Origin of the sequence: Pimelobacter sp. 30-1 (genome assembly GCF_018831735.1) — a bacterium.
In the GTDB taxonomy this organism is placed as follows: Bacteria; Actinomycetota; Actinomycetes; order Propionibacteriales; family Nocardioidaceae; genus Nocardioides.
On sequence record NZ_NHTS01000001.1, the window covers coordinates 865,925 to 882,493 of the forward strand.

At 73.5% G+C, this 16,569-nt stretch carries 9 protein-coding genes; 8 read left to right on the forward strand and 1 reads right to left on the reverse strand.

From position 1 onward, the window contains the following. Position 1: 1 nt before the first annotated feature. The gene (locus CCO04_RS04120) at positions 2-1,495 is read right to left on the reverse strand and encodes a helix-turn-helix domain-containing protein (protein ID WP_215812803.1); all 1,494 of its coding nucleotides are present in this window, start codon (positions 1,493-1,495) and stop codon (positions 2-4) included. Positions 1,496-1,802: 307 nt separating this feature from the next. On the opposite strand from CCO04_RS04120, the gene CCO04_RS04125 reads away from it, so the two are divergent. From CCO04_RS04125 to CCO04_RS04160, 8 genes are all read left to right on the forward strand, one after another. Then, entirely contained in the window at positions 1,803-6,107 is a 4,305-nt protein-coding gene (locus CCO04_RS04125) for an InlB B-repeat-containing protein (RefSeq protein WP_215812804.1), read from the forward strand. 101 nt (positions 6,108-6,208) lie between these two features. Continuing rightward, positions 6,209-8,800, forward strand: coding sequence for an ATP-dependent chaperone ClpB (gene clpB, locus CCO04_RS04130; protein ID WP_215812805.1), 2,592 nt, complete (start codon positions 6,209-6,211; stop codon positions 8,798-8,800). 168 nt (positions 8,801-8,968) lie between these two features. Next, a complete protein-coding gene (locus CCO04_RS04135) occupies positions 8,969-9,058 on the forward strand; it encodes a potassium-transporting ATPase subunit F (protein WP_215812806.1) in 90 nt (29 codons plus the stop codon). Between the two features lie 2 nt (positions 9,059-9,060). Continuing rightward, positions 9,061-10,719, forward strand: coding sequence for a potassium-transporting ATPase subunit KdpA (kdpA, locus tag CCO04_RS04140; RefSeq protein ID WP_215812807.1), 1,659 nt, complete (start codon positions 9,061-9,063; stop codon positions 10,717-10,719). Next, complete coding sequence (kdpB, locus tag CCO04_RS04145) at positions 10,716-12,755, forward strand: potassium-transporting ATPase subunit KdpB (RefSeq protein ID WP_215812808.1); 2,040 nt, start codon at positions 10,716-10,718, stop codon at positions 12,753-12,755. Before kdpA ends, kdpB begins: the two co-directional genes overlap by 4 nt. 5 nt (positions 12,756-12,760) lie before the next feature. Then, the gene (gene kdpC, locus CCO04_RS04150) at positions 12,761-13,333 is read left to right on the forward strand and encodes a potassium-transporting ATPase subunit KdpC (RefSeq protein ID WP_215812809.1); all 573 of its coding nucleotides are present in this window, start codon (positions 12,761-12,763) and stop codon (positions 13,331-13,333) included. 4 nt (positions 13,334-13,337) lie between these two features. After that, positions 13,338-15,860 (forward strand): ATP-binding protein, encoded by a 2,523-nt coding sequence (locus CCO04_RS04155; protein WP_215812810.1) that lies wholly within the window; start codon positions 13,338-13,340, stop codon positions 15,858-15,860. Further along, on the forward strand, positions 15,857-16,540 hold the full coding sequence (locus CCO04_RS04160; RefSeq protein ID WP_215812811.1) for a response regulator transcription factor: 684 nt from the start codon (positions 15,857-15,859) through the stop codon (positions 16,538-16,540). Before CCO04_RS04155 ends, CCO04_RS04160 begins: the two co-directional genes overlap by 4 nt. The last annotated feature ends 29 nt before the right edge of the window (positions 16,541-16,569 follow it).

Consider the following 16,569-nt stretch of genomic DNA (forward strand, 5'->3'; position numbering starts at 1 on the left):
CCTAGCGGACGATCCGGCCGCCCGTCGCCGCCCACCAGCGGGCGCCGGCGCGGACCGGTGCCGGCAGCCGCCGGGCCGCGGCGAGCGCGCCGAGCTCGGGCTGCTCGGACATGCCCGCGGCGAACAGCGCGTCGCGGGCCACCTCGTCGTCCGCGGTGACCAGGCTGCGGAGCAGGTCGCCGGGCAGTGGGACGCCGGCCCAGCCGCAGATGCTCAGCCCGGCGCCGCGCACGACCGGGTCGGGGGAGGCCAGCCACGGCACCGGATCGGCGGTCTCGAAGGGGATCATCAGGGTCGAGAACGCGTACGCCGCCCCGTGCCGGGTCGTCTCGTCCGGCCCGTCGAGCGCCGTGACGCACAGCCGCTCGCGGACCGCGTCGGCGAACGGTGAGGCGGCGAGCAGGAAGCAGGACGTCGTCACGTGGGTGGCGCGGAAGTCGTAGAGCACCTCGAAGAGCAGCCGCGCCAGCATCGTCTCGCCCTGGCTCGACCCGGTGATCTGGCCGGCGAGCGCGGAGGCGTGGGCGAAGTGGCGGTTGCGCCGGCTGCGGTTCCAGGCGGCGGCCCGGCGCGGCTCGACCAGCTCCCGGGTGAGCAGCGCCCGGACGGCCGCGCGGAACTCGGGTGGGCAGCACGCGAGCGTGCCGCTGAGGATCGGCTGGCGCAGCGGGTCGCCGGCCGCCGCGTCGCAGGCGGCGGCGAACACCGGCACCAGCGGCAGCCAGTCGGAGCGGCGCAGGCCGCCGACGCTGCGCATGTTCTGGATGCCGAGGCAGCCGGAGCGGGCGACCAGCCAGGACTCGTGCCCGAGCAGCTCGCCGCACCAGGTGACGAGCTCGGGGGTGGGCCGCTCGGTGACCGCGCTGAGCAGGTCGCCGGAGCGCTGGATGCCGGGGACCTCGAGCGCCTGGCGGATCTCCTCGGCGACCACGTCGCCGTACGGGCTGCAGCGGAGCTTGCTCAGCGCCTCGTAGCGCAGCTGGTAGGCCGCGCCCGCCGAGCGCCCGACCTCGCCGACCAGCCGCGCGACCAGCGGGCGGACCGTCGCGGTGGGCAGGCCGAAGGGCGTCAGCGTGTGGTACTCCGCGAACCGCAGCCAGTCGTGGCCGGCGACCTCGTCGACCGCGACGGCGTCGCAGGCGGTGCTGAAGCCGGCGAGCGTCGGCTCGGGGAGATAGGGCTCGGTGTCGGCCGGGGCGTACGAGAACGTGCGCGCCAGGACGTCGACCGGTGCCCGCAGGTGACCGTAGGGCAGCCCGAGGGACCGCTCGTAGGCCGCGATCACCCGCCCGCTGCGCCGTCCCGCCGTCTCGACCCGCGACAACGTCGCCGGGGACAGCGCGCTCTCCTCGCCGGCCCGCCGGGCCAGCTCCCGCAGCGGTACGCCGGCCGCGGCGCGCGTCGTCCGCAGCAGCCAGCCGATCCGCGCGGACACGTCGATCCGGGCGCCCGCCAGCGGGGAGGGGTCGTCGATCTCATCGGTGTGCCGAGCCACCAGGACATGGTGCCCCGGCGACGTCGCTCCTGCCGCGTTTCAGCACCGGTCGGGACCGAAACAATCGCCGCGGAGGTCGCCCGTCGTGCCACCGTGGACAGGCGCGGTCGGCCCTGTGGCCAGCACGGTGTGGGGTCGTGGCCTTCTCCGGGGACCAGGAGGACAGCCCGGGCCGACCGTGACGCACCGCCCACCGGGTGAACCGGCGGGCGACATCCGCGAGTTCGGGACTTTTCCGGCCCGGAGCCGGAGGACGCGGCCCGACAATGAGGCCGCTCCCCGTACGCCCCCTCGAGAGGCTCCCTCGATGCTCGGCTCCCGTCGTCCACGCCTGTCCTGCTCCCTCGTGCTCGGCCTCCTCGTCGGCGCCGCCGTCTCGTACGTCGCCCCGGCGAGCGCCGCGGCCCCGCCCACGCACGGGTACGTCACCGCCGGTGGCACCGACACGGGCGACTGCGCCAGCGCCGCCACGGCGTGCGCGACCCTGACCTACGCCTACGGCCGGCTGGCCGACGCCGGCACGATCCACGTCGGCGCCGGGACCTTCGCGGGGCTCACGGTCAGCGGCGCCCGGGACATCACCATCGTCGGCGCGGAGCAGGGCGCCCGGATCGGCACCGTCGCGACGGCCGCCGGCTCGCCGACGCTGGCGCTGCGCGACGTGACGCTCGTCGGCGTACCGGGGCTCGAGTCCGTCTCCGGGACGACGACGATCGAGCGGTCGACCGTCGTCGCCGACGCGAGCGGCCAGGTCGACAACCGGGGGGTCTGGGTCCGCGGCGGCAGCGTGACCATCGACAACAGCACGCTGTCCGGGCACGGGGTGAACATCCAGGGCGACGGCGGCACCGCCGTGGTCCGCAACAGCACGATCGCCGACTCGTGGTCCTACAACGTGTTCCGCACCACCGGCGGCTCGATCACCCTGAGCGGATCCGTCGTCTCCCGCCGGGCCTCGGCCCCCGCGTCCCTGCACACCTGCTTCAACGTGACCGACGGCGGTCGCAATATCGACACCAACGGCTCCTGCAGCACGGGCAACGCCTCCGGCAACCTCGCGCTCGGCGAGCTCGGCTACCACCCGGGCACCGCCCTCACCCCGACGTACCGGCCGGCCGCCACCAGCGACGTGATCGACCGCATCCCGCCGGGGGTGTCCGGCTGCCCCGGCGCCGCGGGCGCGAGCACGGACCAGGCCGGGGCCGACCGGCTCCAGGGTGGGTCCTGCGACAGCGGCTCCGTCGAGCAGCAGCGCCTGCCTGACGACGTGTACGTCGCCACGCCCGCCGACGGCGGCAGCGACACCGGCAACTGCCGCACCGCGGCCACCGCCTGCGCCACGCTGCTCTACGCCTACGGCCAGGCGGCGCCGACCGCCACCGTCCACGTCGGCCCCGGCAGCTTCGCCGGCGGCTCCTTCACCGACCCGGCCCGCGACGTCACCTTCGCCGGGAGCACGGCGGCCGGAGCGCCCACGACGATCACCAGCCTGGTGCGGACCGACGGCACGATCACGGTGCGCGACATGGACCTGCCGGGCCGGGTCCTGGTCGCCGCCGGAGCGACGACCCTCGACCGGGTGACGGTGGCCGGACCGCTGGACGACGGGGCCAGCCAGTGGGCCGTGACCGTGGAGAGCGGCGCCCTGACGGTCCGCAGCAGCACCCTCTCGGGGCGGGCCTGGAGCGTCGGCATCACCCAGGGGACCGTGACGGTCCGCAACAGCACGCTCGTCGGCGGCTACTACTACGGCTTCAACGCGAGCAGCAGCGGTACCAGCGTCTCCGTCGCGGGATCGATCGTCGCTCCGGCGGCGACGGGCTCGGCGTGCAGCCACGGCGCGGCGTTCACCGACGAGGGCTACAACCTCATCGTCGGCACCAGCTGCGGCGCGCTCGGCACCGGCAGCCGGACCGTCGACCTCGCCGACCTGCGGCTCGGCGCGCTGGGCGACCACGGCGGCCCGACGCCGACCTACCGGCCGGAGCCGGCGAGCCCCGCGATCGACCTGATCCCGGCCGGCCACGCGCTGTGCACCGGCCCGGCCACCGACCAGACCGGCAGCCCGCGGCGCTACGGCACCGGCTGCGACGCCGGCTCCGTCGAGCGGGGCAACACGGCCCCGGTCGCCGACGACCGCACGGTGACCACGGACGGCTCGGCGCCGCTCACGTTCACCGTCACGGGCAGCGACGCCGAGGGCGACGCGCTGGCGTTCGTCCTCGTCGGCGGCCCGACCCGCGGCTCGCTCGTCCTCAACGCGAACGGCACCGCCATCTACCGGGCGGGCGGCGGCGCGACCGGCACCGACAGCTTCACGTTCCGGGTCTGCGAGAAGGCGTCCGGCCACGCCTGCTCGGCGCCGGCCACCGTCACCATCAACATCCCGGCCCCGAAGCCGGCCGACGTCTACGTCACGGTCGACGGCACCGACACCGGCGACTGCGCGACCTGGGCGAGCGCGTGCGCGACGATCGACTACGCCGAGGCGCAGGGGGCCGCCACGGTCACCGTGCACATGGGCCCGGGGGAGTTCCCCGAGGGGGCCAGCCTCGCCGGCGCGGGTCGCGACATCACCGTCGTCGGGTCGCCCGAGGGGACCGAGATCGGCTACGGCGCCTACGTCTGGAGCGGCACCCCGACGGTCACCCTGCGCGACCTGACGATCGCCGCGGTGCAGGTCTGCTCCGGCACGACCACGCTCGAGCGGGTGCTGGTGACCAACGCCAAGGCCTGGTACGGCGTACGAGGCTGCGGCGGCACGGTGCACGTGCGCGACAGCACCATCACCGACGTCACCCGCGCCGTGGTCGCGGAGGCCGGCAGCATCGTCTACGTCCAGGGCAGCACCCTGGTCGATGCCAGCGAGTACCTGCTGGTCGCGAGCGGCGGCTTCATCTTCACGGCCGGCTCGTTGTACTCGCGTCCCGGCATCGCGGTCTGCGGCTCGGGCTTCATCGTCGCCACCGGCGGCTACAACCTGTCGAGCGAGGTCGACGGCCCCTGCAACTTCTTCGGCACCAGCCAGAGCAACGTGACCGGCCTCGACCTCGGCGAGCTCGGTGACCACGGGGGGCCGACCCGCACCTTCCGGCCCGGCCCCGAGAGCCCGGCGATCAACCGCATCCCGGCCGGCACCGACGGCTGCCCGGCCGACACCGGCACGCTGCGCGACCAGACGGGTGCGGACCGCCTGCAGGGCCCGACCTGCGACGTCGGCGCGTTCGAGCAGGGCGGTCCGGTCACGGTGACGTTCGACAGCGCCGGTGGCTCCGCGATCGACCCGGCGGAGGTCGGCTACGGCGCGGCGGTCGACGAGCCGGCCGCACCGACGCGGGCCGGGCACACCTTCGAGGGCTGGTACGCGGGCGGCACGGCGTACGACTTCGGCACGCTGCTGCGTGCCGACCTCACCCTCACCGCCCACTGGACGCTGACCGATGTCGGCACCGTCATCACCGACCAGCCCGACGACGTGACCGTCAACGCGGGCCAGGACGCCACCTTCACCGCGACCGCCACCGGCGTCCCGGACCCCGTCGCGCGCTGGGAGGTCAGCACCGACGGCGGCGACCACTGGTCCACCCAGGGCGGCGAGGTCGCCACCGAGTCCGGTCAGCCGACGACGCTCACCCTGCCGGCCGTGGCGGCCGGGCTGGACGGGCGCCGCTACCGCGTCCGGTTCAGCAACAGCACGGGCGACCTCGTCATCTCCGACCCGGCGACGCTGACGGTGCGCGGACCGGTCGCGGTCACCTTCGACGCCCAGGGCGGCAGCGCGGTGGCGGGGCAGAGCGTCGAGCACGGTCAGCCGGTCGCCCGGCCGGCCGACCCGACGCGGTCCGGCTACAGCTTCACCGGGTGGTACACGAGCGCGGACGGCAGCACGCCGTACGCCTTCGAGACGCTGGTGACCGCGCCGCTCACGCTCTACGCGCACTGGGCGCCGGAGGGCGACCTGACGGTGGACGCCCACCCGGTGATCGTGACGGCCGACCGGTTCACCGTGCGCTGCCACGCGACGGAAGGCACGCTGCGCAGCTGCTCGGCGACCGTGACCGCCCGCAGCGGCGGGCGGACCGTGGTCCTGGCGCGGGGTGCGGCCCCGGCCGCGACCGGCTCGGCGGACGCGGTGGTGCAGGTCCGGCTCACCGCGGAGGGCCGGCGCCTGACCCGTCCGGCCCTCGGCGGGGTCGCGGTCACGCTCCTCGCGACGGGCGTCCTCGACAACGGGCTGACCCGGCAGGCGCAGCGCGCGTCGCTGCTGTTCGCGCCGAAGCAGACCCGGCGCGGGGCGAGCGCGATGTTCCGCCCGGACGGGGCGCGGCTGACCGCGGCGGGCAAGAGGTTCCTCGACGGGATCGCCCGGCAGGCCGAGCAGGTGTCGATGCTGACCTGCGTCGGCCACACCGCCCGGACCGGCAACCGGGTCGGCAACCGGATCGCCCACGACCTGTCGGTACGCCGGGCCGAGGCGGCCTGTGCGTACCTGGTCAAGCGCGGCGTCCACGTCCGCACCCGGGTGCGGGTGGTCGGCGTCGGCAACACCGACACGCGGAAGGGTGGTGCGCCGCGGAACCGGTTCGTGGACGTGGTCGTGCGGCACGGATGACGGGCTCGCAGATTTCTCAGAGTTGAGTGGAATGGACTCAACTTTGCTGACGTTGAGGTGGTCAAGTCGATCATCCCAACGACACAGGAGAGACTCTGCACATGAGCCAGTTCGGGGCCGACAAGTTCACCACCCGTAGCCGCGAGGCGATCGAGGCCGCCCAGCTTGCCGCGACCACGGCGGGCAACACGACCGTCGAGCCCATCCACCTGCTCGTCGCGCTGCTGCTGCAGAACGACGGGACCGCGGCCAGCCTGGTCGCGAAGGCGGGCGTCGACGTACCTCAGCTCGTCCACGCGGCGTCCGCGGCGCGCGACGCCCTGCCGCGGGCCAGCGGCGCGACCGTCCAGCAGCCCTCGGGCTCGGCCGCGCTCACCCGCGTGCTGGCCTCGGCGCTCGACCTGGCGCGGTCGATGAAGGACGACTACGTCGCCTCGGAGCACCTGCTCATCGCGCTGGCGACGGTCGAGTCGAGCGCGCGCACCGTGCTGACCGACGCCGGGCTGACCGAGGAGGGGCTGCGCGCCTCCCTCGCGGCCGTGCGCGGCGACCGGCGGGTGACCAGCCAGGACGCCGAGGACACCTACGAGGCGCTGGAGAAGTACTCCGTCGACCTCACCTCCGCGGCCGAGGACGGCAAGCTCGACCCGGTCATCGGCCGGGACCAGGAGATCCGCCGGGTGATCCAGGTGCTGAGCCGGCGGACCAAGAACAACCCCGTGCTCATCGGCGAGCCCGGCGTCGGCAAGACCGCCGTCGTCGAAGGCCTCGCCCAGCGCGTGGTCGCGGGCGACGTCCCCGACAGCCTCAAGGGCAAGCGGGTGCTGAGCCTCGACCTGATGGGCATGGTCGCGGGCGCCAAGTACCGCGGCGAGTTCGAGGAGCGGCTCAAGGCCGTCCTCGACGAGATCAAGCAGGCCGAGGGCAAGGTCATCACGTTCATCGACGAGCTGCACACGGTCGTCGGCGCGGGCGCCGGCGGCGACAGCCAGATGGACGCCGGCAACATGCTCAAGCCGATGCTCGCGCGCGGTGAGCTGCACATGATCGGTGCCACCACGCTCGACGAGTACCGCGAATCGATCGAGAAGGACCCCGCCCTGGAGCGCCGCTTCCAGCAGGTGTTCGTGGGGGAGCCCTCGGTCGAGGACACCATCCAGATCCTGCGCGGCATCCTGGAGAAGTACGAGGCCCACCACGGCGTCCGGATCACCGACGCCGCGCTCGTGGCCGCCGCGACCCTCTCCGACCGCTACATCACCGGCCGCCAGCTTCCCGACAAGGCGATCGACCTCGTCGACGAGGCCGCGTCCCGGCTGCGCATGGAGATCGAGAGCAGTCCCGAGGAGATCGACCAGCTCCGCCGCCAGGTCGACCGGCTCAAGATGGAGGAGTTCGCGCTCGCCAAGGAGTCCGACGACGCCTCGCGCGAGCGGCTCGACGTCCTGCGCCAGGACCTCGCCGACAAGGAGGAGGAGCTGCGCGGGCTCGAGGCCCGCTGGGAGCGGGAGAAGTCCGAGCTCGAGGGCGAGGGCGCGCTGCGCCGCCAGCTCGACCAGCTGCGCGTCGAGGCCGACAAGCTGACCCGCGAGGGCAACCTGGCCGGCGCCAGCGAGGTCCTCTACGGCCAGATCCCTGCCCTGGAGCAGCAGATCAAGGCCGTCGAGGCGGTCGAGGACGCCGAGCCGGTGGCCGAGAAGCTCGTCGGCGAGGAGGTCGGCGCGGCCCAGGTCGCCGAGGTCGTCGAGGCCTGGACCGGCATCCCCACGGGCCGCCTGCTCCAGGGCGAGACCGCCAAGCTGCTCGACATGGAGCAGGCCATCGGCGCCCGCCTGATCGGTCAGGCCGACGCGGTGCGCGCCGTCAGCGACGCCGTACGACGGGCGCGGGCCGGGATCTCCGACCCCGACCGCCCGACCGGCTCGTTCCTGTTCCTCGGTCCCACCGGTGTCGGCAAGACCGAGCTCGCCAAGTCGCTGGCCGACTTCCTGTTCGACGACGACCGGGCGATCGTCCGCATCGACATGAGCGAGTACGCCGAGAAGCACTCCGTCGCGCGTCTCGTCGGTGCCCCTCCGGGCTACGTCGGCTACGACGAGGGCGGTCAGCTCACCGAGGCGGTGCGCCGGCGTCCCTACTCGGTCGTCCTGCTCGACGAGGTCGAGAAGGCCCACCCCGAGGTCTTCGACATCCTGCTGCAGGTGCTCGACGACGGCCGGCTGACCGACGGCCAGGGCCGCACGGTCGACTTCCGCAACACGCTCCTGATCCTCACCTCCAACCTGGGCTCGCAGTACCTCGTCGACCTGACGATGGACCCCGCGGCGCAGAAGGAGGCGGTCCTGGGCGTCGTGCGCCAGGCGTTCAAGCCCGAGTTCCTCAACCGGCTCGACGAGATCGTCACGTTCGACGCGCTGACCCGCGACGACCTCGCGCACATCGTCGAGCTCCAGCTGCGCTCGCTGGAGGCCCGGCTCGCCGGCCGGCGGATCACCCTTGCGGTGACGCCGGAGGCGCGGGCCTGGCTCGCCGACGCCGGCTACGACCCGGCCTACGGCGCCCGGCCGCTGCGCCGCCTGGTGCAGACCGCGATCGGCGACCCGCTCGCGCGGATGCTCATCGGCGGCGAGGTCGCCGACGGCGGCTCGGTCACGGTCGACCGCGGCGACGACGGGCTCGTGCTCACCGCCTGAGCACGCCCGGCCGGCAGCACCCGAGGGCTCCCCGGACCACGGTCCGGGGAGCCCTCGGCGGCTCCGGGTGGTGCGCCGGGCCACAGCGGCGGCAAGACCGCGTCAACGGGCGCTAAGAACGCATCAAGACGCGGGGTTCCGGGCGGGAGCCGGGCCAGGCTCGGCCTCATGAGTATTGAAAGCGGCCTGCTGATCGCGGGGGTGATCGCCGTGGCGATCTACCTCCTCGTGGCCCTGGTCCTCCCGGAGCGCTTCTAGACATGTCCGACACGCTTGCCGGGCTGCTGAGCGTCGCAGTCCTGGCCCTCCTCCTCGCGGCCGTGTACGTCCCCCTCGGCGACTACATGGCGCGCGTCTACACCTCGTCCCGTCACCTGCGCGTGGAGCGCCTGGTCTACCGCCTCAGCGGGGTGCGCCCCGACGTCGAGCAGAGCCCGAAGGCCTACGCGCTCAGCGTCGTGGGCTTCTCGCTCGTCGGCGTCGTGGTGCTCATGGCCATCCTGATCGGGCAGTCCCACCTGCCGATGAACCGGGACCTGCCCGGGATGCCGTTCTGGATGTCCTTCAACACCGCGGCGTCCTTCGTGGCCAACACCAACTGGCAGTCGTACGCCGGTGAGTCCACCCTCGGCTTCACGGCCCAGATGGCCGGACTGGCGGTGCAGAACTTCCTGTCCGCGGCGGTCGGCATGGCGGTCGCGATCGCGCTGGTCCGCGGCTTCGTGCGGGTCAAGGACGGCACGCTGGGCAACTTCTGGGTCGACCTGACCCGGGGCACCCTGCGGATCCTGCTGCCGATCGCCTTCGTGGGCGCCCTGCTGCTCATCGCGGGCGGTGTCATCCAGTCGTTCTCGGACTCGACGATGCACACGCTCTCGGGCGCCGACCAGGTGCTCACCGGGGGACCGGTCGCCAGCCAGGAGGCGATCAAGGAGCTCGGCACCAACGGCGGCGGCTTCTTCAACGCCAACTCGGCGCACCCGTTCGAGAACCCCAGCGGCTTCACGAACCTGCTCGAGATCTTCCTGATCCTCGTCATCCCGATCGCGCTGACCCGCACGCTCGGCACCCTGCTCGGCAAGCGCCGCCAGGGCCTGGCCGTGCTCGGCGCGATGCTCTTCCTGATGGCGGTCTCGCTGACCGTGGTCACCGCGGCCGAGGTCGGCGGGCACTCGGTCACCGCCCAGGCCGCGGGTGCCGCGATGGAGGGCAAGGAGACCCGGTTCGGCGAGTGGGCCTCGGCGCTGTTCGGCATGGCCACCACCGGTACGTCGACCGGCGCGGTCAACTCCGCGCACGACTCGTTCACCCCGGCCGGCGGAGGCGGCGTCCTGGTCAACATGATGCTCGGCGAGATCACGCCCGGCGGCGTGGGATCGGGCATCTACGGCATCCTCGTGATGGCGATCCTCACGGTCTTCGTGGCCGGCCTCATGGTCGGGCGCACGCCCGAGCTGCTGGGCAAGAAGATCGGCGCGCGCCAGATGACCTTCGTCGCGCTCTACACGCTGACCACCCCGGCCCTCGTGCTCATCGGCACCGGTGTCGCGATGGCGCTCGGCGCGACCCCCGACGCGATGGGCAATCCGGGCGGGCACGGCTTCAGCGAGGTGCTCTACGCCTACACGTCCGGCGCCAACAACAACGGCAGCGCGTTCGGCGGGATCACGGTCACCTCGACCTTCTTCCAGGTCACCATCGGCCTCGCGATGCTGCTCGGCCGGCTGATCCCGATCGTCCTCGTCCTGCTGCTGGCCGGCTCGCTCGCCCAGCAGGGCAAGGTCCCCGAGACCGCCGGCACCCTGCCCACCCACAAGCCCCTCTTCGTCGGGATGCTGGTCGGCGTCATCCTCATCATGACCGGCCTCACGTACTTCCCGGCGCTCGCTCTCGGACCGATCGCAGAGGCCCTCGCATGACCACCCACGCCGTCCCCCGCACCTCCCTGCGCCTGCTCGGAGCCCAGGCGCTCGCGCAGCTCCCGGAGGCGCTCCGCAAGCTGGATCCGCGCCACCTGTGGCGCTCCCCGGTGATGTTCCTGGTCTGGCTCGGCTCGGTCGCGACGACCGTCGCCGCGGTCGCCGACCCCAGCCTGTTCACGATCTCGGTCGCGATCTGGCTCTGGCTGACCGTCGTCTTCGGAAACCTCGCCGAGGCGGTCGCCGAGGGCCGCGGCAAGGCGCAGGCCGCCTCGCTGCGGGCCACCCGGACCGACACGGTCGCGCGGCTCCTCGGGGACGACGGCACGGAGACCCCGGTCGCGGGCACCCGGCTCAAGGTCGGCGACCTCGTCGTCGTCGAGGCGGGCGAGGTGATCCCCGGCGACGGCGACGTCGTCGAGGGCATCGCGTCGGTCGACGAGTCCGCGATCACCGGCGAGTCCGCGCCGGTGATCCGCGAGGCCGGCGGCGACCGCAGCGCGGTGACCGGCGGCACCCGGGTCCTCTCGGACCGGATCGTCGTCAAGATCACCGCCGCCGCGGGCGAGACCTTCCTGGACCGGATGATCGCGCTCGTCGAGGGCACCTCGCGCAAGAAGACCCCCAACGAGATCGCGCTGTCGATCCTGCTGGTCAGCCTGACGCTGGTCTTCCTCACCGCGGTGGCCACGCTGCCGCCGATGGCCGACTACGCCGGCGCCCCGCAGGACCTCGTCGTCCTGGTCGCCCTGCTGGTCTGCCTGATCCCGACCACGATCGGCGCGCTGCTCTCGGCGATCGGCATCGCCGGCATGGACCGCCTGGTGCGGGTCAACGTGCTCGCCATGTCCGGCCGCGCCGTCGAGGCCGCGGGCGACGTCAGCACGCTGCTCCTCGACAAGACCGGCACGATCACCTACGGCAACCGCCAGGCGGCCCGGTTCGTCCCTGCTCCCGGGGTGAGCGAGGAGCGGCTGCGCGACGTCGCGCGGCTGTCGAGCCTCGCCGACCAGACGCCGGAAGGTCGCTCGATCGTCGAGCTCGCCCTCACGCAGGGTGCCGACGACCGCGACCTTCCGGCCGGGGCGGCCTTCGTCGAGTTCACCGCGCAGACCCGCATGTCGGGCGTCGACCTCGCCGACGGCACCCAGGTCCGCAAGGGCGCCGGCTCCGCCGTCGCCGCCTGGCTCGGGGCGAACCCGTCGCCCGAGGTCACCGACGTGGTCGACGAGATCGCCCGCTCCGGCGGTACGCCGCTCGTGATCGGCTGCATCGACGCGGGCGCCACCGAAGGGCGCGTGCTGGGAGTCGTCCACCTCAAGGACGTCGTCAAGCAGGGCATGCGCGAGCGCTTCGACGAGCTGCGCTCGATGGGCATCCGCACGGTGATGATCACCGGCGACAACGCCCTCACCGCGCGGGCGATCGCCGACGAGGCGGGAGTCGACGACTTCCTCGCCGAGGCGACGCCCGAGGACAAGATGGCGTACATCCGCAAGGAGCAGGAGGGCGGCCGGCTCGTCGCGATGACCGGCGACGGCACCAACGACGCCCCGGCGCTCGCCGCGGCCGACGTCGGCGTCGCGATGAACAGCGGCACCGCGGCCGCCAAGGAGGCCGGCAACATGGTCGACCTCGACTCCGACCCGACGAAGCTCATCGACATCGTCGAGATCGGCAAGCAGCTGCTCATCACGCGCGGGGCGCTGACGACCTTCTCGATCGCCAATGACGTCGCGAAGTACTTCGCGATCATCCCGGCGATGTTCGTCGCGGCGTACCCCTCGCTCGACCGGCTCAACGTGATGGGCCTGGCCACGCCGCAGTCCGCGATCCTGTCGGCCGTCATCTTCAACGCCCTCGTCATCGTGGGCCTGATCCCGCTCGCGCTGCGGGGCGTGCGCTTCCGGGCCGCGTCGGCGACGGCGGTGCTGCGGCGCAACATCCTCGTCTTCGGGCTGGGCGGCATCGTCGTCCCGTTCGCCGGCATCAAGCTCATCGACCTGCTCGTCTCGACCATCCCCGGAATCGGCTGATCACCATGCTCACTGACCTCACCCGCCAGTCCCTCGCGGGACTCCGGCTCCTCCTCGTGATGACCGTCCTGCTCGGCGTCGGCTACCCGCTCGCCGTGTGGGCCGCGGGCCAGGCGTTCGGCGACCGCGCCGACGGCCAGCCGATCGAGAGCAACGGCCAGGTGGTCGGCTCCCGGCTGCTCGGGCAGCAGTTCGAGGGCGCGCAGTGGTTCCACAGCCGTCCCTCGGCCAACGACTACGACTCGCTGGCCTCGGCACCCAGCAACCTCGGGCCCAGCAACCCGGACCTGCTCGCCCTGATCGCCGAGCGCCGGGCGCAGGTCGCGCAGACCGAGGGCGTCGACCCGGCCGCCGTACCGCCGGACGCGCTGACCGCCTCGGGCTCCGGCCTGGACCCGCACATCTCCCAGGCGTACGCCGCGCTCCAGGTCGAGCGCGTCGCGGCGGCCAACGGGCTCAGCGAGGCCGTGGTCCGCCGGCTCGTGGCGGAGCACACGACCGGGCGGTCCCTCGGCTTCCTGGGCGAGCCCGGGGTCAACGTCCTCGAGCTCAACCTCGCGGTGCAGCGGGCAGACTGAGCCCATGGACCGAGGCAAGCTGCGCGTCTACCTCGGCGCCGCGCCGGGGGTGGGCAAGACCTACGCGATGCTCGACGAGGGCTTCCGGCGCGCGGAGCGCGGGACCGACGTCGTCATCGGGTACGTCGAGACGCACGGCCGCCCCAAGACCGAGGTGGCGCTGCGGGACCTCGAGCAGGTCCCGCGGCGCCGCCTCGACTACAAGGGCGCGGTGCTGGAGGAGATGGACCTCCAGGCCGTCCTCGACCGGCGGCCCGCGGTGGTCCTGGTCGACGAGCTCGCCCACACCAACGTCCCCGGCAGCACCCACGAGAAGCGCTGGCAGGACGTCGAGGCGCTGCTCGAGGCCGGCATCGAGGTGGTCACCACCGTCAACATCCAGCACCTGGAGTCGCTCAACGACGTGACCGAGGCGATCACCGGGGTGCGCCAGCGCGAGACCGTGCCGGACCACGTCGTCCGCTCCGCCGACCAGATCGAGCTGGTCGACATGAGCCCGCAGGCGCTGCGCCGGCGGATGGCGCACGGCAACATCTACGCCGCCGACAAGATCGACGCCGCGCTCTCGCGCTACTTCCGCGAGGGCAACCTCACCGCGCTGCGCGAGCTCGCCCTGCTCTGGCTGGCCGACCGGGTCGACGAGGGACTGGAGCGCTACCGCGCCCAGCACGAGATCGACTCCACCTGGGCCACCCGCGAGCGGGTGATCGTCCCCGTCTCCGGCGGGCCCGAGTCGCTCACCCTGATGCGCCGCGCGGCCCGGATCGCCAGCCGCAGCGCCGGCGGCGAGTGGCAGGCGCTCTACGTCACCCGGCGCGACGGGCTCAGCGGCATCGCCCCCGACCGGCTCACCCAGCTCCGGGCCAAGGCCGAGGGCCTGGGCGGCACCTTCCACACCGTCGTCGGCGACGACCCGGCCGAGGGCATCCTCGACTTCGCCCGCGCCGAGAACGCCAGCCAGGTGCTCATCGGGGCCAGCCGCCGCGGCCGGGTCTCCGCACTGCTGCGCCCGGGCGTGGGGGAGCGGGTGGTCGCGGCCTCCGGCGACATCGACGTCCACATCGTCACCCACGAGCACGCCCGCCGCGGCGGTCCGAACCCGCTGCGCCCGCCCGCCACCCTCGGCCGCGGTCGCCGCATCGGGGGACTCGTCTTCGCGGTCCTCGGCCCGATCGGCTTCAGCCTGCTGCTCTGGGCGAGCAACGACCTGCACGGCCTGCCCACCGAGGCGATGACGCTCATGGTCGTCGTCGTGGTGACCGCGCTGATCGGCGGCCTGCTCCCGGCCGTGCTCGCCGCGCTGCTCAGCGGGGTGCTGCTCAACCTGCTCTTCACGCCGCCGCTCTACACGCTGACCATCGACGAGCCCGAGAACGCGATCGCGATCCTGCTCTTCGTCGTGGTGGGCATCTCGGTGTCCACGGTCGTCGACATCGCGGCCCGCCGTACCGCCCAGGCGGCCAAGGCGCGCGCCGAGGCCGACGCGCTCACCGTGCTCTCGCACAGCCTGCTCAACGCCAGCGACGACCTGGCCGGACTGCTCTCGTCGGCCTCCGAGCTCTTCAGCGCCCGCGGTGCCGCGGTGATCCGTCGTACCGGCGGGGGCGAGGAGGTCGTCGGCTCCTGCGGTACGCCGCCCGCGAGCGTCGAGGCCGCCGACATGAGCGCCGACATCGACGAGCAGACCGTCCTGGTCCTCGCCGGCTCGCGGCTGCCCGCCTCCGAGCGCGGCCTGCTCAACGCCTACGCCGCCTATGCCGGCGTCATGGCCGAGCGGCGCCGGGCCACCCGGGCCGAGGTCGAGCGGCTGCGGCTGGCCGAGGCCGACCGGACCCGGACCGCCCTGCTCGCCGCCGTCTCCCACGACCTGCGCTCGCCGCTGGCCGCGGTCAAGGCCGCCGTGTCGAGCCTGCGCAGCACCGACGTCCAGTGGTCGGCCCAGGACGAGGCCGACCTGCTGGAGACGATCGAGGAGGCCACCGACCGGCTCACCGCGCTCGTCACCAACCTGCTCGACATGAGCCGGATCCACACCGGCTCGGTCCGGGTCGCGCTCACCGAGACCGGGCTGACCCGGGCCGTCGACCAGGCGGTCGCGCCGCTGGCCGGCAGCGAGCGGATCGAGGTCGCCGTCGACCCCGAGACCGAGGTGCTCGCCGACCCCGGCCTGCTCGACCGGGTGCTCGCCAACATCTGCGAGAACGCGCTCAAGTACACCCCCGCCAGCGCCCGCATCCGGATCGACGCGGTCACCGACGGCGACCAGGTCACGCTCCGCATCGCCGACACCGGACCGGGGGTCGCGGTCGCCGAGCACGCCCGGCTGTTCGTGCCCTTTCAGCGGCTCGGCGACGTACCCGACCAGGAGGGCGTCGGGCTCGGGCTCGCCGTGGCGGCCGGGCTGACCGAGGCGATGGGTGGCACCATCGCCACCGAGGAGACCCCCGGCGGCGGGCTGACGTTCGTGCTGGAGCTCCCCGCCGCCCCGCTGCCCGACGTCCCGCGCCCCGAGGAGACCCCCGCATGACGATCGTCCTCGTGGTCGACGACGACCCGGCGATCCGCCGTACCCTCGCGATCAACCTGCGCGCCCGCGACTACGACGTCGAGACCGCCGGCGACGGGCGCTCGGCGCTCCAGGCCGTCGACGAGCGGATGCCCGACGTGATCCTGCTCGACCTCGGCCTGCCCGACCTCGACGGGGTGGCCGTGCTGCGCCGGCTGCGCACCTTCACCCAGGTCCCGGTGATCGTGGTCTCGGCGCGGACCGGCTCGGACGACAAGGTCGAGGCGCTCGACCTCGGCGCCGACGACTTCGTCACCAAGCCGTTCGTGATCGAGGAGCTCCTCGCCCGGATCCGCGCCACCACCCGCCGGGTGGGCGTCGAGGAGCCCGCGCTGCGGCTCGACGTCGACGGGCTCGTCCTCGACCTCGGCGACTCGCGGGCCACCCGCGACGGCACCGTGGTGCACCTGACGCCGACCGAGTGGGCGATCGTCGAGGTGCTGGCCAAGCGCCGCGGCAAGCTGGTCCGGCAGACCGAGCTGCTCCACGCGGTGTGGGGGCCGGCGTACGACCGGCAGACGAACTACCTGCGCGTCCACCTCGCCAGCATCCGCCGCAAGCTCGAGCGCGACCCCGCGCACCCGACGCTCTTCGTCACCGAGCCGGGCATGGGCTACCGGTTCGCGCCGGGCGGGGGCTGAGGGCCGGGTGCTGCCGCGGGCGGCCCTGG

Bases quoted from the DNA above. Each gene is read 5' to 3' on its own strand.
- CCO04_RS04125 (WP_215812804.1), top strand. From the start codon at position 1,803: ATGCTCGGCTCCCGTCGTCCACGCCTGTCCTGCTCCCTCGTGCTCGGC.
- clpB (WP_215812805.1), top strand. From the start codon at position 6,209: ATGAGCCAGTTCGGGGCCGACAAGTTCACCACCCGTAGCCGCGAGGCG.
- CCO04_RS04135 (WP_215812806.1), top strand. From the start codon at position 8,969: ATGAGTATTGAAAGCGGCCTGCTGATCGCGGGGGTGATCGCCGTGGCG.
- kdpA (WP_215812807.1), top strand. From the start codon at position 9,061: ATGTCCGACACGCTTGCCGGGCTGCTGAGCGTCGCAGTCCTGGCCCTC.
- kdpB (WP_215812808.1), top strand. From the start codon at position 10,716: ATGACCACCCACGCCGTCCCCCGCACCTCCCTGCGCCTGCTCGGAGCC.
- kdpC (WP_215812809.1), top strand. From the start codon at position 12,761: ATGCTCACTGACCTCACCCGCCAGTCCCTCGCGGGACTCCGGCTCCTC.
- CCO04_RS04155 (WP_215812810.1), top strand. From the start codon at position 13,338: ATGGACCGAGGCAAGCTGCGCGTCTACCTCGGCGCCGCGCCGGGGGTG.
- CCO04_RS04160 (WP_215812811.1), top strand. From the start codon at position 15,857: ATGACGATCGTCCTCGTGGTCGACGACGACCCGGCGATCCGCCGTACC.